This window comes from Sorangium sp. So ce1504 (assembly GCF_051521635.1).
GTDB classification, from domain to species: Bacteria; Myxococcota_A; Polyangia; order Polyangiales; family Polyangiaceae; genus Sorangium; species Sorangium cellulosum_B.
Genome location: NZ_CP150365.1, coordinates 10,070,828 through 10,088,829, shown reverse-complemented (window position 1 = coordinate 10,088,829; position 18,002 = coordinate 10,070,828). Strand labels below are relative to the sequence as shown.

Below are 18,002 nucleotides of genomic sequence, written 5' to 3'. Positions count from 1 at the left end.
AGAAGAGGAGAGGAAGATTTGAACGCCAAGACGCCACGAGAAGAGAAAAGGCTCGTGAAGGCGCCAGAAAAAGACTGAAACGCCAGCGCGCCAAGGGAGCGAAGGAGGAAAATATTCTCTCTTGTCTTTTGGTGTCTTTGCGCCTCTGCGCCTTGGCGTTCAAATATTTCTCTCCATCCGACCGGCGCTTCAGGCCACCTCGCGTCCTGCAGGTCAGGCGCGGCGAGCGCTTTCAGAGGGCCAGGGCCTTCTCTATATCTTCATGAAACAGGCCGCCTGGTCAGGGTCGAAATCCGCGACGTGACTCGCCTCGAACAACCGCGGTTCCGGGTCGCCACAACCTGGGTTGGGTCGGGGGGGCCCTGCGCGGCGGGTCGCGTTGTGCTCCGCATGGAAGCTCTCTATGCTCTGACCATGCAATGGACACATCGATTGCTTGTAATTTCCGTCGTGAGCTGTCTCGGCTGTGAAGCGAGCGACCCGGAGGCAGGCGTCAGCGCCGGCGGCACGGGTGTTCCGGACGTCTCGGGCGGCACTGGAGGCCGGGGCGGCGTCCGGGACCCGGACTTCGGTGGGATCATCGCTTCGGAGGGAGAGTTCGATCCCATCCCGCTCGAGGGCCTCACGCCCTGCGCAGAGCGCCCGGTGTTCTGCGAAGCTGGAGACACCTCCGAAGACGTTGCGACGGAGCACCTGCTGGAGATCGGCGAGGATTGCGTCATCGCCACGAACTTTCCGTGCGGCGCTGGGTTAGCGGTCAAGTTCGATGAAATGGGCTGCGCCGTCGGGACACAGGATCCTGACATCGACGCGAGAGCGGCGTCCTGCGTCATCGAGGCCGTCACGGCGGAGCGATGGGCTTGCGCCACGGGCATGATCGTGCGCGCGGGCGCCTGGACTTGTGAATAACCGGCGCTCGCCTCGACACGCCACGCCACGCCGGGCCGCCCGCCAACGCCCAGGAGTGGGGTCAAGCTCGTCGATCTGCCACGGTGATCCGGGCGCCTGATCCGGGATGGCTCACCCGCAACGTGGAAATCTTGCTGCGCCACGCCGCTCCGAACGCCGATCGGGCACGCTGCCGCCACGATGGCCGACCGGACGATTCAGAACAGCAGCGCGGCCTTCTTGATATCGCTCGCACTGGCGGCCGTCGCCGCCTGCGGAGACGACGGCAGCGGAGAGGCGAGCGCCTCGACGACATCTTCCGCGAGCTCGAGCACAAGCGCGAGCGCCGGGACCGGCGGCGGCTCGACCGGCGAGGGCGGCGCGACCGACGGCGGTGGCGGCAGCGGCGGCGCAACGGACGGCAGCGGCGGCGCGACAGGTGGCGGCGGCGCGACGGGCGGCGGCGCTGGCGGCGTGGGCGGGTCGGCCGGCGGCGGCGGCGCCGCGGTGGATATCCTGGATCAGCTGCGCGCGCTCGACGTCGCCGAGGTCACGGAAGAGGCGTCCAGGATCCCCGGCTATCGGTTCTTCGTCATCGAGCTCGAACAGCCTGTCGATCACGATGCCCCGGGCGGCGAGCGCTTCCGGCAGCGGCTCGCGCTGCACCACCGCGACTCGAGCGCGCCGCTCGTGCTCGCCGCGACCGGCTACTCGCTGTTTCTCCCCGAGCAGTACATCGAAGAGCCCACTGCGCTCTTGAACGCAAACCAGATCTACATCGAGCACCGGTTCTTCACGCCGTCACGCCCGGAGCCGGCGGATTGGACCAAGATGACGATCGAAGCGGCGGCCGCCGATCACCACCGCGTCGTCGAAGCGTTCCGCACGATCTACACCGGGAGATGGATCTCCACGGGGGCGAGCAAGGGGGGAATGACCTCCGTCTACCATCGTCGTTTCTACCCCGATGACGTCGACGGCACGGTGGCCTACGTAGCTCCGCTCAGCCACGGCGTGGAGGATCCACGCTACATCGATTTCCTGAACCAGGTCGGCGAGGCCGACTGCCGCGAGCGCATCGCCGCGTTCCGGCGCGAGGTGCTGCTCCGGCGCCCGGCCATGCTCGAGCGCGCGGAGACGGAGGCGGACGCGCTGGGCTTGACCTACGACCTGTTCGGCGTGGAGGCGCAGCTCGAGAGCGCTGTGATATGGCTCCCATCCTACTTCTGGCTCTACTCGCTCGAGGCCACCTGCGGCCAGATCCCGGATGTGTCGGCGTCCGACGACGACCTGTGGCTGGCCCTCGGCCTGATCTCTCCCGTGAGCGCCGGCGCCGATGCTGCGTATCTCGCCTTCGAGCCGTACTACTGGCAATGCTACACAGAGCTCGGCGCCCCCCTGCCCGACACCGCTGATATCGCTGACCTGCTCACGTTCGACTGGGGGTCGGTCGACCGCCTGCCGACCATCCCCATCGAGCCGGAGTTCTCGCCTGCCGCGATGGAGGACGTCGCGCGCTGGGTCGCCACCGAAGGCAGCGAGCTCCTGTTCATCTACGGCGAGAACGACCCCTGGTCTGCCGGGGCCTTCGATCTCGGCGCGGCGGTGGACTCGTACCGCTATTTCGCGCCGGGCGCTAACCACGGCGCGCACATCGGCGGCCTCGCCCCGGCCGACAGGGACGCCGCGGTGGCGACGCTCGCCCGGTGGGCGGGTGTGCCACGGTCGCTCGTGACGGCGCAGCCCTTGCGCGCTGCCGTCCCCCGCTCTCCGCGCATGCTGCGCCCGCGATTCGCTCTCTGATCTCTTGTCTTTTTCGATCGCGACGCCGCTCGCGGAGCCGCCGCCCGGCACCGTGATGTCCGCGCCCTCGAAGAACTTGCTCCAGCGCAGGGCGCCGGCTCGGCCGTGCTTCTTCACCACGATGGCTTGGGAGCAGGGGAATCCGGGGCCGTGGCCCTCATGCTGCCAGGCGACCACGACGATGTTGCCGGCGATTGCTGCGGGCGCTGGTGCGGCTGGATGACCCCGGGTTAACCTCGACCGATGATCACCGCGGACCACGGGGAGCACATCCTGGCGATGCGGCTGCAGCAATGAGCGAGGACGCTCCCGGGGCGGCTTCGCCCGAGCGACTCTGCAAGGTCGAGGTGCAGGACGCCCGCCGCGACAAGCGCCTCCTCGGGTCCGTGGTCGTCGCATCGCTCGTCGGCACGTTCGCCGCTCCGTGGGGGCTAGCCGTGCTCGGGATGGAGAAGGCCTCGCTCTTCGCCGCGCTGATCGGCCTTGGCAGCTACTTCGCCAGCGCCCTGTCGTTCGCCGGCGCGGACCGCGGACCGGGCGAGCGCCGCCTCCGCGACGGCAGCGTGACGATCGAGGGCGAGCGGCTGCTGATCGCGGAGGGAGCGAAGGAGAGCAGTCTGCCGCTCGCGCGCCTCGCCGGCGGCTGGACGGAGCGGACGCCGAACGGCCACGCCGCGGTGCTGTCGTTCTCGGATGGGCGCGTCGCCGCCGTCGAGCAAGCCTCGGAGGAGGAGGCGATCGACCTCTTGTCGCGGGCCGGGGCGGGGGCGCAGGCGCGCGCGGTGCGGATGCGCACGTACCGCGAGGACTCCAGCGGTCGCAAGATCGCGGGCTGTCTCCTGGCCTTCTTCGTCCTGATCCTCGCCCCGGGTGCGCTGGCGCTGCTGATCCTGCTGTTCACGGCCATCGCAAAGTGGTCCATCGCGCCCCTCGGTCCGATGGTGGCAATGGGCGGGCTCGCGCCGCTCCTGGGCGTCGCGGCCTGGCTCTGGTCCAAGGTGACGCCGAGCTGGGCGCATATCGGCACCGACGGCGTGATGGTCAAGAGCGCGTTCCGGCGGCGGTTCCTCCCGCACAGGGCCATCGTCCAGGTCGCGCTCACCCGCGGGGGAGTTGGCGGCGCCTATCATTTCGTGAAGATCGGCCTGCGGCACGGCGAGTCGATCACCGTCCCGGCGGCCAGCCCCGCCGAGGCCACGGCGCTGATCGAGCGTATTCAGGCCGCTCAGGCCGCCGTCGCGATGCAGGATCGGGCGCGGCTGCTGGAGGTCATCGCGCGCAATGGCCGGCCGCTCGCCGAGTGGAAGAAAGCGCTGGGGTCGCTGGTGGCCAGGACCGGATACCGGACGGCGGGGAACGACCTCGAAGAGGTGCTGCGCATCGTCGAGGACGGTTCTGCGCCGCCGGAGCAGCGCGTCGCCGCCGCGCTCGCGGCGCGCCCGCACGGGGGCGAGGCGGTGGAGAAACGGATCCGCGTCGCCGCCGAGGCGAGCGCCGAGCCGAAGCTGAGGCTGGCGCTGGAGAAGGTGTCCGCGGGGGAGGACGAGGATGATCTGCTGGAGGAGATCGGCGCCGGCGACGCCCGGAAGGCGGCGGGATGAGCGGTGCTATCTGACCGGCTCGCGGCGACGCCGGTGAGATGAACGAAAAGCTCGTGAAGCCGCCAGAAGAAGATTGGAACGCCAGCGTGCCAAGGGAGCGAAGGGGGAAATATTCCCTCTTGCCTTTTGGCGTCTTTGCGCCTTTGCGTTCAATTCTTCCTCCCCATCCGACCGGCGCTTCAGGCCACCTCGCGCTCCCCGGGTCAGGCGCGGCGAGCGCTTTCATAGGGCCAGGGCCCTCTCTATATCTTCATGGAACAGGCCGCCTGGGCAGGGCGAAAGTCCCTGCGATGCGCGAACGGCGGTTTCTGTGGGGCTATCCATCATAGGAGGGGGCGATGGCAGGATTGCTTCCGGAGTTCCGGAGGTTCATCGACTACGTGTCTCTTGTCTCCCGTAGGCGGGGGCTGCGCCGGGAGCTGCCTGGCGACAGGTTCCTCGCCGAGGTGGTGAGGACGGTCGACGGCGACACGCTCCGCGTGCGCGACGAGCACGGCGTGATCCATCCTGTCCGTATGCTCTCCATCGATACGCCGGAGACGCACTTCCTCGGCGCCTCGCAAGGTTACTGGGCCGAGCTGGCCGCCGAGCGGCTCTCCGAGCTGCTCCCCGACGGCGCCGAGGTCGAGATCCAGACGGACGAACAGCCGTTCGACGCCTACGGCCGCGTCCTCGGATACGTCCTGTCGCGCGGTCGGCTCATCAACCGGCAGATGCTGGAGGAGGGCCTTGCGACGACCTACATCGTCGCCCCGAACCTCCGTCATGCCCGGGAGCTCTCCGAGGCTGCGCGGCGGAGCTTCGCCGAGCGCCGCGGCATGTTCGGCGACGCCAGCGTCCTGCTCCCGTACGAGTTCCGGTGGAGGATGCGAGGCCAGTCGAGCGCGAAGCTCGTCGGCAGCCTGTCCCGAGGCGAGGTGGTCGATCTGGCGGAGCGGGAGCGGGTCCCCGTCTGGGATCGGGTGTTCTTCTTCGACGCGAAGGACGTCAAGGCGCCGTTCTTCCGCGTCGAGCCGGAGCGGGGCGAACAGGGCGGCTGAACGGACCGCCGTGGGGCGCGCGCTCGCGCCGCGCGCGCGCCCCGGTCGCGCACGCGGCGCGACGCGGGCCATGATGCCACGGATCGTGGCAGTTTGCCTCGCGCCGCCCCGCACATCGGCTGGACGGAGCGCGCTCGTGAGCTCCGTGGGCACGGTGACCCGCGATGGCGCGAGGCGTGCTCGTTCGCCGATCCGAGCGAGGAGGCACGATCTCCCGCGCAAATTGCCCCGCTCCGCGCCTGATCAGGAACGGAGCGCACAGCGGGCGCGCCCCTGGCACAGGAGTCGCCTGCGGGCGGAACTGCCCATGGCGCCTCGGCTGTGTGCCCGGCGAGCCGCCCTTCGTGTGCACGGGGCGGGAGCTCCGCGCGCCGGGAGGCGGGGCGCTCGGCCAGCCATTGCTGACGACGTACCCCTCGTGAAGGAGCCGCTCGTATGCCTGTGAAGAGAATGGATATCACGTGCATGGTCGCGTGCACTGCCGCGCTCTCGCTCGGTCTCGTGAACTGCGCCTCGACGCCGGGGGCGGTACCTCTGGAGCCTGACAGCACGCGTGGCGCGCCGCCGGGGACGGCCGAAACGGTCGCGCCGACGGGCCCGAGGGCGCCCATGAACGCGTATCCGCCGCCCGGCCCCGACACGCCGCGCACGAGCTATCTGCCGGTCGACGAGAAGGAGCCGTTCGCCGCGCTGATGGCCCGGATGAAGGCCGACAAGCCCGCGTTGATGAAGCGCCAGAAGACGCTGCTCGAGGCGCGGTACGACCTCGCCAACCGCCCTGCGCCGGGGGTCACCATGTCGCGCGGAAAGCCCGTTCAGGGCGGCGTCCGGGTGAAGCTCGAGAAGGGGACGACGTGGGAATCGCTGGCCGCGCTCACGCCCGACGCCATCCGGGACCAGGGCCTCTGGCCGCAGGGCTTCCTGCCGCTGCCCCACCCGAACCATCCGGAGGGAGGGATGGTCTTCCCGAAGTTCGAGATCGAGGAGATCAAGCGCCAGGAAGGGCGCGACCTCACGCGCTTCGATCTCGACTTCGACCTGCCGGACCACGTCGTCTCCGAGTTCCCGCCGCCGATCTACCTCACCACGCGGCCTGATCTGGGCGACGTCTCCAGGGGGCAGCTCGTCACCATCGCCAACTTCTACGAGCTCTTCAACGGGATCCTGAACCCGAAGCAGCTCGAGGGGCTCCGCCTCCTCGTCACGCCTTTTCCGCAGCAGCAGTTCAACGCGACCGCGGATCGGCGCTCGGAGAGGGCGAGCCTCGGCGTCGCCTGCTTCGATTGCCACGCCAACGGGCACACGAACAACGCGACCCACCTCGTGGGCGACATCCGACCGCAGGAGTTCCGTCACCGGATCGACACCCCGACCCTGCGCGGCGTGAACATCCAGCGCCTCTTCGGCTCGCAGCGCGCGCTCAAGACCGTCGAGGACTTCACCGAGTTCGAGCAGCGAGGGGCGTACTTCGACGGCGACATCGTCATCGCCGTGAAGAAGGGGATCAACATCCTGGACCGCGGCCACCAGGTCCACGCGATGTCCGAGTTCCAGGAGATCCTCGACTTCCCCCCGGCGCCGAAGCTCGCGTTGAACGGGCGCCTCGACCCCGCGAAGGCCACGCCGGAGGAGCTCCGCGGAGAGCAGATCTTCAACGGCAAGGGCCAGTGCGCGACGTGCCATGCCGCGCCGTACTACACGGACAACCTGATGCACAACCTCCGGGCGGAGCGCTTCTTCAAGCCCGTGCTCATCAACGGACGGATGGCGACCGCGGACGGCCCCATCAAGACGTTCCCGCTGCGCGGCATCAAGGACAGCCCTCCCTACCTGCACGACGGGCGCCTGCTCACGCTGGAGGACACCGTGGAGTTCTTCAACCTCGTGCTCGGCACGAAGCTGACAGCGCAGGAGAAGGCCGACCTCACGGCCTTCCTGCGGGTGCTCTAGAAAGGCAGCGGCTATCGCCGCTCGCGACGACCTGCTCCCGCCGCGGCTCCGCAGGAGAGGCGCGCCGCGATGCCGTCGAGCACGCAGTCGAGACCCCTGTCGAACGCGGCGTCGGCCGGCGGGTGGGTGGCGTCCTCGACCACCTTGGCGAGCGTCGGGAAACGGCCGGTGGCGATCATCCGGCGGATGTACGCCTCCGACGCCCGCTGCCATTCGGTCTGATCCAGGCCACTGGCGACCTCGGCGCGCAGCTCGTTGGCCTCGGCGCGGATGGCGCCGATCACGTAGGCGTTGACGGTCCCGACCGCCATCATGACGGCGTCGATGTCCTCGAAGCCCGGAGCGCCGCTCAGCGCGGCGAGCGAGGCCTCGAGGTGCGCGAGGGCGTTCGGGCCCAGATGGGGACGGCCGCCCAGCAGATCGATGAACCACCCGTGCTCCCTGGCGGCCCGACGGGTGCGGTGGGCAATCGTCCTTAGGGCGTCGCGCCAGCCGCCAGGGATGGGCCCCGCGGACGCCATCTCCCCGTACACCGCGTCCACCATCAGCTCGAGCAGCTCTTCCTTGGTGTCCAGGTAGCCGTAGAGGCGCATCGGGCCGGCGTCGAGCGAAGCCCCGATCTTGCGCAGAGAGACCGCGGCAAGACCTTCCGCGTCGGCCAGCGCGATGGCCGCGCGCACGATCCGGTCTCTGCTCAGCGGCCCGGGAGCGGGACGGAGCGCCGGCTCCGGGCGGTCCCAGATGAGGGAGGCGCCGGTCACGTGCGGTTTTTTCTGCCGTGCGGTCATCGCTCGTCTTGTTCGCATCAGCAGCCGGTTGACAACAAATCCGACGCGATACACTGTATCGTAGTGATACACTGTATCAAAGGACGGTTCTGATGCACGTAGAATCGACGTCGGTGCTCGTGGTCGGGGGCAGCCTGGTCGGCCTGTCGGCCGCGGTGTTCCTGGCCTGGCGAGGTGTGCGCACGGTGCTGATCGAACGGCACGCTGGCAGCTCGCCGCATCCACGCGCGATCGGCTACACGCCGAGGACGCTGGAGCTCTATCGCGCGGTCGGGCTGGGCCAGCACATCCCGCAGGTGCCGCCCGGCTTCCGGCTGCGCCGGGCTCGGGTCGAGAGCCTGGCCGGGGCGTGGTTCGAGGAGGTCCCGTGGACGCCCGGGGAGCACGTGGCGCCCGCGATCGAGCGCTCGCCGTGCGCGGGCGCCGCGATCGCCCAGGATCGTCTCGAGCCCAGGCTTCGAGACAGGGCGATCGAGCTCGGCGCCGACGTGAGGCTCGAGACCGAGCTGACCCGCTTCGAGCAGGACCCAGGCGGCGTGACCGCCTGGCTGCGCGAGCGCGACGGGCGAGAGGTCGCGCTGCGCGCTTCCTACCTGGTGGCGGCGGACGGCCACCGCAGCGCGATCCGCGAGGCGCTCGGGATCGGCCGCGCCGGGAGAGGGCACATCCGGACGGCGCGCAGCGTCCTCTTCCGGGCTCCTCTCGAGGAGTACCTTCGAGCGGGGGTCACGCAGTTCGCGATCGAGCAGCCGGGCTTCAGCGCATTCCTCACCACCTACGGCGATGGCCGCTGGGTGCTGATCTTCTGGGATGACCAGGAGCGCGACGCGGCGACGTTGAGAGCGCTGATCTCCAGGGCGATCGGCAGGGCTGACCTGGAGATCGAGATCGTCACCACCGGGCGCTGGGAGATCAGCGCCCTCGTCGCCGATCGATTCACGTCCGGCAGGGTGTTCCTCGCCGGGGATGCCGCGCACACGCTGCCGCCCAACCGGGGCGGTTACGGCGCGAACACCGGCATCGAGGACGCCCACAACCTCGCGTGGAAGCTCTCTGCGGTCCTCTCCGGCGCGTCGAAGCCCGATCTGCTCGACACGTACGACGCCGAGCGGCGCCCGATCGCGTGGCTCCGGCATCACCAGATCTTCGCCCGCGAAGACTACAAGGCGCACGCGGGCGGGACCGCCGGAGGCGCGCCGATCCTCGACGACGACGCCATGGAGCTCGGGCAGCTGGTCCGATCGACGGCGGTGCTCGGCGCCGGCGACGGGCTCCCGCCGGCGTTGCGGCCCGAGCAATGGGCGGGTCAGCCCGGCACGCGCGCGCCGCACGTGTGGGTGGTGAGGGGCGGCGAGCGGCTGTCGACGCTCGATCTGTTCCAGCGACGCTGGGTGCTGCTCACCGAGGACGCGGGGTGGTGCGCCGCCGCAGCGCAGGTCGGCGAGCAGCTGGGCATCGAGCTCGAATGCGTCCGCATCGGCGCGGATGTACGGTCCTCCGAGGAAGGAGCGTTCTGCAAAGCGTTTGGCCTCGGGGCCGGGGGAGCGTCGCTGGTCCGCCCTGACGGCTATGTGGCGTGGCGCTCGCTCGACCTGCCGGCGGATCCGCGCGGCGCGCTCGCCGATGCCCTCGGGCGGGTGTCGTCCGCCGCGCGCCGCACCGGCGAGCCCGCCGCCCTCACGTAGGTGATCATCGCCAGCCAGGTCGACCGACGATGCTCACGATCGATGGATCCGGAGGACCGGGCACGCAGAGGGCCAACCGCTCACTTCACATAGAAGGCTCGCACCGGCGCAGCTACGCCCTTCAGCCGGAGCTCGCCAGCGGCTTCCAGCGGAACGGCGCCGTCCAGCAGCTTCGCCGTGCTCTCGCCAAGGAGGATACGGCCCGGCTCACTCGCCGTCTCGAGCCGCGCGGCGATGTTCACAGCAGGTCCGATGACGGTGTAGTCCGAGCGCGCCAGCGAGCCGAAATTGCCCACGACGGCGTCACCCGTGTTGATGCCGGCGCGGGCGACGAGGCGAATCCCATCACCCAGGCTCGGCAGCGTGGCCTGAAGGTCGCGGGCGAGCGCGACGCAGCGACGCGCCTGCTCGGCCGGGTCGAGGGGATCGGGGGCTCCGAACACGATCATGACGGCGTCCCCGACGAACTTGTCGACCGTGGCTCCGTGCGCGTGCGCCACGTCGGCCGCCGTCGACAGGTACTGGTTGAGCAGCCGCCCGACGGCCTCGGCGCCGAGCCTCTCCGACAGCGATGTGAACCCCACGAGGTCGGTGAACATCACGGTCACCACCCGCCGCTCGGGCTCGGCGTCCATCCGCAGCTCTCCGTGCGCGGCGCGCTCGACGAGCGACGGCGGCAGGTAGCGTCGGAGGACGGACTCCGTGAGGTAGCGGTGGAGCTTGGCGGTTTGATTCACTGCGTAGTTCGACGCAAAGAAAACCAGGAAGATGCCGGCAGCCATGTTGGCCATCACGGTCGCTGCCGCCGCGGGCTCAGCGTAGAAGAGGGTGTGGAGAAGGTGGGCTGAACAATGGATGCGGCCGGATCACGCCGGTGAGCTCGAGGGTGCCCACGCCACAGTACAGACAGGAGCCGAGGACCGCAGCGAAGAGGCCGAACCGAAAGTCGAGGAAGATCCGGTACAGCGCGACGAACATGACGATGTACAGCGCCGACGGTGACACCAGCGTTCCGGTGGCATGCATGGCCAGCTGATTCGATGCGAGCTCGGCGGTCAGCGTGACATACGTCAGCGCGCGAGCGATGATCGAGGCGTCCCGCCCCAAGGCCCGCGTGAGCGCCAACAAGGCCCCGTTCGCGACGATGAAGACCGCCAGCATGGCGAACCGTGCTCAGCGCGCCGGGACGGAACGCTCATGATGTCGGGCAATCGCCCCGCCGCGCGCTCCGAGCGGGTCGGCGGTCTCTCGATCGGGCTGGCGCCCGGCTCACCTCAGGTAGTCGGAGATCGCGTCGTACCAGCGGCCCGCCATCCGGGCGTAGCCGGCCTTGTTGGGATGGACCCCGTCGCCGAGCTCGGACGTGGGGAAATCCTTGAACTGATCGACGAAGAGGACGTGCGCGCCCTTGCTGGCGCGCGCCTCGACCAGCGCGGGGATCTTGGCGTTGTACGTGCTGACCGCGTTCGCGCCGCTCGGGAAAGGAATGATGTTGCTCACGACGATCAGCGCGTCGGGCGCCTCGGCGATCAGCTCGTCGATGAGCGCGCCCAGGCGGGTGTCGGCGCCGTTCGGCTCTCGATACATGTCGTTGGTGCCGGCGTGGAGCAGCACGATGTGCGGCATCTCCCGGAGCCCCGGGGTCGGTATACGATTGGCGATCTGCTGGATCGTCTCTCCGCTGATGCCCTCGTGATTGCGGGGGAACGGCTTGCCATCGACCATCGCGGGGCCGTTCCCCGGCTGGCTGCCCGTGAAGGTGACCTCGTGGCCGTCCTGCGTGGCGAGGTGGAAGAGCTCGACCCGGTAGCCGCCGTCGGAGCCGAGACCGAAGGTGATCGAGTCCCCGAGGGGCAGGATCTTGCAGGCGCCCGTCGCAGGGCAAGGCTGGAACCCTGCATCCGGAGAGCCCCCGCTCCCGCTCGTTCCTTCCGCTGCGCTGCTGCTGCTACTGCTCGCGCCCCCAGCCCCTCCGGCGCTGCTCGAGCTGCTGGAAGAAGCCCCACCGCCCGAGCCGCTGGTCGCCGTCGTGCTGCTCGCTCCGCTCGTTGTCGAGGAGACTCCCGAGCCCTCACCCGCGCTCGTCGTCTGGGCGCTGCCGGAGGAAGAAGCACCTCCTCCGGAGCCGCCCGAGCCGTCGGACGACCCATCGGAGGCGCTGGAGCAGGCCATGGAACCGACCAAGAGAAGGCCCACGAGCGGAATCCCGCGGGCAAAGGTGCCGAATGCGCCATGACGGACGAGCAGCGGAGAGGTCGAGGTAGACATGTGAGCAGCGCTCCCGGTCAGCGACCGAATAAAATTATGTTGTAAGCAGAGAGAGCGGGAGCTCGGCGCAGTGTCACACCACCCGCACAGCCTCTGCGAGGAAGTGAAGGGAAGGGTACGTGGCGCTCGCAGCGAGGTCGTTCAAATTCCCGGCGAAGGTTTTCAGGATCCCGACGCGCGGGATCCGATCCACCCGGCGCCCGCGAGCAGAGGTGTGTGTGCGCTCACATGCCGAGCGCACGAGGGGCTTGACCCCCGTGTTCCTCGACGTCGACGATGCTCCGGGGCGACCCCAGGCATGACCGCGGAGTTCTCAGCAAAGTACGGGGCGGCTCTCACCGGATCGGACTGGGTGGGGCTGCCCCTCCGGATCGGGTACGTGCCCGAGAGCGGCCGGATCGAGGGGCTCTCGGCGGAGAGCGATGCGGTCCTGGTGTGGACGGGAGGCCCCTCGCAGGTCGACATTCACTTCGCGGAGCCGACCTCGGGCGAGGTCCGGGAGCATTCCTTCGAGCGGCTCTCGGGAATGATGGACCTCTTGCCGCGGAGGACAAGGCTGCACAGCGTCGCGTGGCGGGGGCGGCCCTCCGTGTGCACGTCGGTGAACTTCCCCGAAGCATCCATGTTGGCTCTCTGTGCGTCTCCGTCCGCCGTGCTGGTCCCGGAGCGGGAGCCGCGGTTCGGTCTGGTCGACGCCCATGTCGTCGACCTGGTCCGGCGCCTGCAGGCGCAGGCCGAGGGGCAGGAGTACTTCGGGGCCGTCTACGTGCAGTCGCTCTGCCTGGCGCTGGCTTCCTACCTATCGGCGCGGTACGGAGCGGGATCCGGGGCGGAGATCTCGCTGCGCAACGCGAGCCTCTCGAGGAGCCAGCGAACCCAGATCGAAAAATTCGTGGACAGCGAGCTCTCCTCGAACTTCGGGCTCGTCGACCTGGCGGGGCTGGTGGGCTACTCGCCGGACCATTTCTCGCGCCTGTTCAAGAGCGCCTTTCACCAGACTCCCCACCAGTACGTCATTTCGCGCCGCATCGAGAAGGCGATGACCATGCTCCAGGACGAGCGGCTGTCCATCGCGGAGATCGCGCTGGAGTGTGGCTTCGCCAATCAGGGGCACCTCACGACGGCGTTCAAGCGCCGTACGGGGACGACGCCGGGCGCCTATCGAAAGAAGTGAGCGCCCGGCCGGGCTCCTCGGGCGCAGGGGATCCCCTCGCGCCGAGCAGCGCCTGGCGCTCCGGCGCGCGCCGGGGGCCGCGCCGTCCGCGACCTGCATGAGCGGCCGCGCGCGGGTTCCGCGATCACTGGATCGGCGAGCCCTCGGCTTCGTCCTGGGATCCATCGAGCGTCAGGCCCGGATCGACCGGGGCCACCGCGCTTCGCAGGGCGAGTTGCCGCTGCAGTAGCTGCTTGGTCCACGGGACGCCCGACACCGAGCGGATGAGGCTCCGGTGATCCGCGCCGAAGTCGATCCGCGGCACCGAGAACGGCGCGTCCGCGGAGCTACGGAATCCGCTGACCGTCGCATAGTCGTCAGGCCAGTGGGTCACGGCTCCCAGGAAGCCGAGCCGGCGAAGCGTCGCGCACTCGCGAGGACCGAAGTCCGCCCCCACGTGCCCGTTCGGATAACAGAAGATGGGGACCGGGCGCCTGGCCTCGGCGCGCAGGCGCGCCCAGGACACGTGGATCTCGTGCTTCGATTGCGCGTCGCTCGTCCTGGAGAGCACCGGATGGGTGACCGTGTGCGGACCGAACGTGATGCCGCGCGCCTCGCACGCGCGGACGTCATCCCACGACATGGGCGCGTACCGCGCGGGAGGGCGCGCCGGGAGATCGACCTCGGCCGCGGCGGCGAGCCGCTGGATGGCGCGGAGCTTCTCGGTCTCGGGCACACGCTTGCAGCGCTCCATGAAGCGCCGCGCGAGCTGCGCCCGCGGGACGCCGTCGTCCAGGCGGATGACGTGGCGGAGGCCGCCCACCATCACGCTGAGCTCGCGGCGCCGCGTCGTCTCGAACACGTGCTCCACGCGGTGCCACCAGCACCACAGATGGCCGTCCAGATAGCCGCTCACCACGAAGATGGTGGCCGGGCAATCGAACTCCGCGAAGATCGGCGCGGCGACCGTCGCCTGGTCGATCGTGCCGTCATCCATCGTGAAGGCGACGGCCCGGTCGACGGGCGGCTCCTCGCCCGCGAGGCCTCGGAACACCCGCTCGAGCGACACGAGCGGATACCGCTCGCGTCTCAGGAACTGCAGCGCGCGCCGGAGGGCGCGCGGATCGAGGCCCTCGATCCCGCGATCCGGGTCGGCGAGCCGATGCATCACGATGATGGTCGAATGGCCGTGCATCACTGGTGTGAATGGCCGCGTCGCCCACGGCGCGGCCAGGAGATCCGAGAGCCATTGCATTGCGTTCGACATGAGTCGTCCCCCCCTCGAGAGCGCGTGAAAGCAGCAGCGTTCGGCGACGGCGGCGCTCCGCCGCCTGATCAGCTCGCGAGCGGCGCCGGCGAGCGCGACGACGGGTGATCGCCAGGAGCAGCAGCGCGTACAGTTCCATGTAGCGCTCGGCCATCCGGATGGCGGAGTAGCGCCGGAGCGCGAGCATCCGGCCGCTCCGGCCCATCTGCGCGGCGCGGGCGGGATTGGCGTGGAGCTCCGAGAGCCTCGCGGCGAGCGGCGCTACCTCGTCGGACGGCACGAGGAAGCCCGTCTCCCCGTGAACGAGCACGGTGGACACGCCGCCCACGTCGGTCGCAACGACCGGAAGCCCAGCGGCCATCCTTGGGAACACGAGCCTCGATACCGCAATCGGTCCGTACCACCATACCCCTCTCCCCCCATCGAGTAGACTGTCGATCTCTCGACTCGACCGCTCATCGAGCGCCAGGCATGCCTCGCTGTCCTCCCGCCGCGCCTCTCCGGTACGGAACACACCGTCCAGGGCATCGCAAGATGCGAAACCGGGACGGATGGGGCCTCGACCTGGCAGATCGACACGAGCGCTGCAACACGCCGCATGACTACATTGCGGACGGTAGGGGCGCGATTCGAATACACTATACGTCGAATTCGCGAACTGACAAGCACATCGCACAAACGAGAAGACCGGAGTACGGGGGCTGCGCAAGCTCAAAAAGGACATGGGCCGCGGCGCCCAAGCGTGGTGATCCGTCCCAGTCTTCGACTGGCCACGTCCCTCGAGGGCGACACCCGCCCAGGCGCTCGCCGAGAGCCCGCGTGGGCGGCGCGGTCGCTGGCCCACAAAGTCTTTGGTTTTTCGCCAGGTTACAAAAATCGTCGCCGGCCGGTCACGAAAGGCGAGCCGCGTCTGGCTCGCCTGAGCACTGTAGAGGGCGTGCCGCGGCTCGGGCCGGGGGTCGGTCTGGGATGGAGCGTGGCTGGCAGCGGTTCGCCCTGCGGCGGCGCCGCGGGTGACTTCGGATCATCGTCTCCTCACGGAACATGGGACACCGCGATGGATATCGCCGGACGGAGGACACCTCGATACAGATCGCAGACGGCGCAGCTGCGCGCGTCTGGTGGGCTGCGCCGATCGCGACCCGCATCAACGGATGCGCGCCGGTGCTTCTCGGAGGTAATCGAGCAGCCGGGCCTCGTCGCTGCCGATCATCCGATCGATGCCGTCCTCGCGGAAATGGCGCTGGATCTGCAGCGCCCCCGCGGTCGTCCGCACGAGGATGGCGACGCGCCGGAAGCGGCCCATCACGACCGGCCGAATCCGCTGCATCGCCGCCTCGAACTGCGGATCATTGCGCCCCACCGCCGCGCGCAGATCGATGAGCAGACACAGCCGATGGCGGTCGACCCGGTCGAGCGCGCGGCTCACCTCCATCCATAGCTCCTCGAACTGCGTGGCAGACTCGGACGGCAGCGGGCTCCGCGTGACCCGCGCGATCTGCGAGACCGGGTCGACCGTCACGGTGTGGTGCGCGTTGCGGAGGAGCTCGAGCATGGCCAACGACCATGCTACCAGACCCAGAGCAGCCGAGCGAGCGAGCCGAGCACCCCGGGTGAAGCTGCCGAGTTCGCCGGCGATCCTCGGTTGCCCTAACCTCCTCGCCCGGCTACACGGCCGGGCAGGAGCAAGTAGGATCTACCGATGACCGACCCCCCCGTCGCCCTGCGGCCTCTCGATGTCACAGAGCTCGGTGCGTTCGTCGAGCTCGTGATCTCTTCGTACGCGGGCGAGCGCGCGAGCGCCGTGGACGCCGGGACCGCGGACGCGCTGCGCAACGCGCGCTCCCAGGTGGAGGTGCTCCTGCCGCAGGGGCTCGCCACCCCCGACCACCACCTCTATTCGGTGCTGGAAGGGAATGCCGTGGTCGGGCACCTCTGGATCGGGATGACCAGCGTGGACGGGTTTCGAAGCGCCTTCGTCTACGAGCTTCACCTGCGTGAGGACGCCCGCGGCCGGGGCCTCGGGCGCCGGGTCATGGCGCTCGCCGAGGAGGCCGCCCGCGGCCTGGGCGCGCGGGATATCGAGCTCCACGTCTTCGCGCAGAACACGCGGGCGCGGCGGCTCTACGAGTCGCTCGGCTACCGGATCACGAGCCTGAGCATGAGAAAACGCCTCGATTGACGTCTGCGCGGCGTGGCTGAGAGCGCTTCTGGCGCCCTGAAGAGAGAGCTCGAACCACAGAGGCCCAGAGGACAGTGGCGACATGCGGGCGCGCGCGGCGCCGGCGCGCCGATCCGCTCACCGGATCGCGAGCGGGATGCCCGGTGATCCGGACGCGCCCCGGAGGGGCAGCGGGCTGTAGACGTAGAAGAACTCGTAGGGGCTCTTGTGGCCGTGGGGCCGCTCCTGGAGCTCCGCGGCCAGATCCGCGGCCAGCTCCGAGAGCACCATCACCTCGTGCATGAAGATTCCGCTCTTCACCAGCAGGTGATGGTGCACCGGGAAGATCACCCCCGGCGCCACCGGAGGCTTCGGCGGGAGGACCTCGATGCCGAAGTTGTCCGACCCGACGCAGGCGATCCCCTTCGACGAGAGCCACTTCGCGACCTCGAGCCCGATCCCCGGCTGGGCCAGCCCCACGCCTGGCTGCGTGTAATACCCCTCGGTGCCGAGCTCCCAGTTCTCCTCCCAGCCCGTGAAGATCAGCACGACGTCGCCGGCGCCGATGTCGCGCGCGTCCATCTTCTGCGCGCGCAGCGTCTTCATCACCATGGGCAGCGTGATCTCCTGGCCGAACGCGAGCGTCTCCCCGCCGTTCGCGTAGCGCTTGACGTCGAGGAGCACGCCGCGCGTGACGAGCGGCTTCACGTTCTCGACGCCGAGGTGCGCGAGCCCGTCTTCCGTGAGGATCTCGGCGCCAGTGAACTGGTTGTAGAAGAGCGCGTCGGCGGGGTCCGTGCTCCCGGGCGGGATGTAGCCGAAATGGCCCAGCGCGTCGAACTCCGTCCCCATCTGGCCGAATTCCCCGTGCATCACCTCGGAGTTCGTGACCTGCTGCTGGATGACCGCGGTCGGCCCGGCCTCCACGGAGAGCCCCTGGTTGCCCGGGAACGTCGGCATCCCCGGCTCGTAGACGTGACCCAGACGATAGACCTTGCCCTCCTTGATCAGGCGCTTTCCCTCGAGGACCTTGTCCGGCGTCTGCGTGTTGGAGGCGCCCGCCTCGTCGTCAGGGCCCCACGGCGAGGGACCGGGCATTGGATCATAACTCTCCAGCATCGGCACGCCGCGGGCCAGCGCTGCCCCCGCGACCAGGCTGACGGCCATGGTCACCACGATCGCGCCACGTAACGGCATCACTCCAGGCTTCATACGCAACCTCCTGGGTCACATCGCACGTTGTACCGACAGCGCCCCGCGCTCCATGATGGGCGCGGGCGCATGTCATCACCAGAGTACACCGTCAGGGGCGCCTGAAACCTGCTCTCCCGAGGTCCTCGCGGGCTTCGCCGATGCCGTGAAGGCCTTGTGCGTATCCGCGTACACCCGGTCGCTCGG

15 protein-coding genes and 1 pseudogene are annotated in these 18,002 nt (G+C 69.3%); 8 read left to right on the top strand and 8 right to left on the bottom strand.

Going from position 1 to position 18,002, the window contains the following annotated elements:
* Window positions 1–390 precede the first annotated feature (390 nt).
* From WMF39_RS37975 to WMF39_RS37955, 5 genes are all read left to right on the top strand, one after another.
* Window positions 391–909 carry a hypothetical protein gene (locus tag WMF39_RS37975; protein WP_437741353.1) on the top strand — a complete coding sequence of 173 codons (519 nt, stop codon included), beginning with the start codon at window positions 391–393 and terminating at the stop codon, window positions 907–909.
* A 180-nt stretch (window positions 910–1,089) separates the two neighbouring features.
* Entirely contained in the window at window positions 1,090–2,691 is a 1,602-nt protein-coding gene (locus WMF39_RS37970; protein WP_437741352.1) for a S28 family serine protease, read from the top strand.
* Window positions 2,692–2,885: 194 nt separating this feature from the next.
* The gene (locus tag WMF39_RS37965; RefSeq protein WP_437741351.1) at window positions 2,886–4,292 is read left to right on the top strand and encodes a hypothetical protein; all 1,407 of its coding nucleotides are present in this window, start codon (window positions 2,886–2,888) and stop codon (window positions 4,290–4,292) included.
* A gap of 338 nt (window positions 4,293–4,630) precedes the next feature.
* Window positions 4,631–5,332 carry a thermonuclease family protein gene (locus WMF39_RS37960; RefSeq protein ID WP_437741350.1) on the top strand — a complete coding sequence of 234 codons (702 nt, stop codon included), beginning with the start codon at window positions 4,631–4,633 and terminating at the stop codon, window positions 5,330–5,332.
* Between the two features lie 609 nt (window positions 5,333–5,941).
* On the top strand, window positions 5,942–7,282 hold the full coding sequence (locus WMF39_RS37955) for a cytochrome B6 (protein WP_437748086.1): 1,341 nt from the start codon (window positions 5,942–5,944) through the stop codon (window positions 7,280–7,282).
* Window positions 7,283–7,293: 11 nt separating this feature from the next.
* Here WMF39_RS37955 and WMF39_RS37950 read toward each other — a convergent pair whose 3' ends face one another.
* Entirely contained in the window at window positions 7,294–8,088 is a 795-nt protein-coding gene (locus WMF39_RS37950) for a TetR/AcrR family transcriptional regulator (RefSeq protein WP_437748085.1), read from the bottom strand.
* Between the two features lie 74 nt (window positions 8,089–8,162).
* Here WMF39_RS37950 and WMF39_RS37945 point away from each other — a divergent pair, with 74 nt between their 5' ends.
* Window positions 8,163–9,755 carry an FAD-dependent monooxygenase gene (locus WMF39_RS37945; protein ID WP_437741349.1) on the top strand — a complete coding sequence of 531 codons (1,593 nt, stop codon included), beginning with the start codon at window positions 8,163–8,165 and terminating at the stop codon, window positions 9,753–9,755.
* Between the two features lie 80 nt (window positions 9,756–9,835).
* On the opposite strand, the gene WMF39_RS37940 is transcribed toward WMF39_RS37945, so the two are convergent.
* The 3 genes from WMF39_RS37940 to WMF39_RS37930 all read right to left on the bottom strand — a co-directional run bounded on the left by WMF39_RS37940 (window position 9,836) and on the right by WMF39_RS37930 (window position 11,927).
* Complete coding sequence (locus WMF39_RS37940; RefSeq protein ID WP_437741348.1) at window positions 9,836–10,546, bottom strand: adenylate/guanylate cyclase domain-containing protein; 711 nt, start codon at window positions 10,544–10,546, stop codon at window positions 9,836–9,838.
* Window positions 10,547–10,568: 22 nt separating this feature from the next.
* Window positions 10,569–10,916: a hypothetical protein gene (locus tag WMF39_RS37935; protein WP_437741347.1), complete on the bottom strand. Its 348-nt coding sequence runs from the start codon at window positions 10,914–10,916 to the stop codon at window positions 10,569–10,571.
* 108 nt (window positions 10,917–11,024) lie between these two features.
* Window positions 11,025–11,927 (bottom strand): SGNH/GDSL hydrolase family protein, encoded by a 903-nt coding sequence (locus WMF39_RS37930; RefSeq protein ID WP_437741346.1) that lies wholly within the window; start codon window positions 11,925–11,927, stop codon window positions 11,025–11,027.
* 394 nt (window positions 11,928–12,321) lie between these two features.
* On the opposite strand from WMF39_RS37930, the gene WMF39_RS37925 reads away from it, so the two are divergent.
* The gene (locus tag WMF39_RS37925) at window positions 12,322–13,197 is read left to right on the top strand and encodes a helix-turn-helix domain-containing protein (protein WP_437741345.1); all 876 of its coding nucleotides are present in this window, start codon (window positions 12,322–12,324) and stop codon (window positions 13,195–13,197) included.
* A gap of 124 nt (window positions 13,198–13,321) precedes the next feature.
* Here WMF39_RS37925 and WMF39_RS37920 read toward each other — a convergent pair whose 3' ends face one another.
* The 3 genes and pseudogenes from WMF39_RS37920 to WMF39_RS37910 all read right to left on the bottom strand — a co-directional run bounded on the left by WMF39_RS37920 (window position 13,322) and on the right by WMF39_RS37910 (window position 15,998).
* Entirely contained in the window at window positions 13,322–14,443 is a 1,122-nt protein-coding gene (locus WMF39_RS37920; RefSeq protein WP_437741344.1) for a polysaccharide deacetylase family protein, read from the bottom strand.
* A 199-nt stretch (window positions 14,444–14,642) separates the two neighbouring features.
* Window positions 14,643–14,804: pseudogene (locus WMF39_RS37915) on the bottom strand (glycosyltransferase); the annotation flags it as partial.
* A 786-nt stretch (window positions 14,805–15,590) separates the two neighbouring features.
* Window positions 15,591–15,998, bottom strand: coding sequence for a hypothetical protein (locus tag WMF39_RS37910; RefSeq protein WP_437741343.1), 408 nt, complete (start codon window positions 15,996–15,998; stop codon window positions 15,591–15,593).
* A 147-nt stretch (window positions 15,999–16,145) separates the two neighbouring features.
* Here WMF39_RS37910 and WMF39_RS37905 point away from each other — a divergent pair, with 147 nt between their 5' ends.
* Entirely contained in the window at window positions 16,146–16,625 is a 480-nt protein-coding gene (locus WMF39_RS37905) for a GNAT family N-acetyltransferase (RefSeq protein WP_437741342.1), read from the top strand.
* A gap of 117 nt (window positions 16,626–16,742) precedes the next feature.
* Here the strand turns inward: WMF39_RS37905 and WMF39_RS37900 are convergent, their stop codons facing one another.
* The gene (locus tag WMF39_RS37900; RefSeq protein ID WP_437741341.1) at window positions 16,743–17,816 is read right to left on the bottom strand and encodes a cyclase family protein; all 1,074 of its coding nucleotides are present in this window, start codon (window positions 17,814–17,816) and stop codon (window positions 16,743–16,745) included.
* Between the last annotated feature and the right edge of the window lie 186 nt (window positions 17,817–18,002).

Coding starts and splice junctions, on each gene's coding strand:
- WMF39_RS37955 (WP_437748086.1), top strand. CDS start 5,942: ATGAACGCGTATCCGCCGCCCGGCCCCGACACGCCGCGCACGAGCTAT.
- WMF39_RS37960 (WP_437741350.1), top strand. CDS start 4,631: ATGGCAGGATTGCTTCCGGAGTTCCGGAGGTTCATCGACTACGTGTCT.
- WMF39_RS37950 (WP_437748085.1), bottom strand. CDS start 8,088: ATGCGAACAAGACGAGCGATGACCGCACGGCAGAAAAAACCGCACGTG.
- WMF39_RS37905 (WP_437741342.1), top strand. CDS start 16,146: ATGACCGACCCCCCCGTCGCCCTGCGGCCTCTCGATGTCACAGAGCTC.
- WMF39_RS37945 (WP_437741349.1), top strand. CDS start 8,163: ATGCACGTAGAATCGACGTCGGTGCTCGTGGTCGGGGGCAGCCTGGTC.
- WMF39_RS37920 (WP_437741344.1), bottom strand. CDS start 14,443: ATGTCGAACGCAATGCAATGGCTCTCGGATCTCCTGGCCGCGCCGTGG.
- WMF39_RS37930 (WP_437741346.1), bottom strand. CDS start 11,927: ATGGCCTGCTCCAGCGCCTCCGATGGGTCGTCCGACGGCTCGGGCGGC.
- WMF39_RS37900 (WP_437741341.1), bottom strand. CDS start 17,816: ATGAAGCCTGGAGTGATGCCGTTACGTGGCGCGATCGTGGTGACCATG.
- WMF39_RS37925 (WP_437741345.1), top strand. CDS start 12,322: ATGACCGCGGAGTTCTCAGCAAAGTACGGGGCGGCTCTCACCGGATCG.
- WMF39_RS37975 (WP_437741353.1), top strand. CDS start 391: ATGGAAGCTCTCTATGCTCTGACCATGCAATGGACACATCGATTGCTT.
- WMF39_RS37935 (WP_437741347.1), bottom strand. CDS start 10,916: ATGCTGGCGGTCTTCATCGTCGCGAACGGGGCCTTGTTGGCGCTCACG.
- WMF39_RS37940 (WP_437741348.1), bottom strand. CDS start 10,546: ATGGCCAACATGGCTGCCGGCATCTTCCTGGTTTTCTTTGCGTCGAAC.
- WMF39_RS37910 (WP_437741343.1), bottom strand. CDS start 15,998: ATGCTCGAGCTCCTCCGCAACGCGCACCACACCGTGACGGTCGACCCG.
- WMF39_RS37970 (WP_437741352.1), top strand. CDS start 1,090: ATGGCCGACCGGACGATTCAGAACAGCAGCGCGGCCTTCTTGATATCG.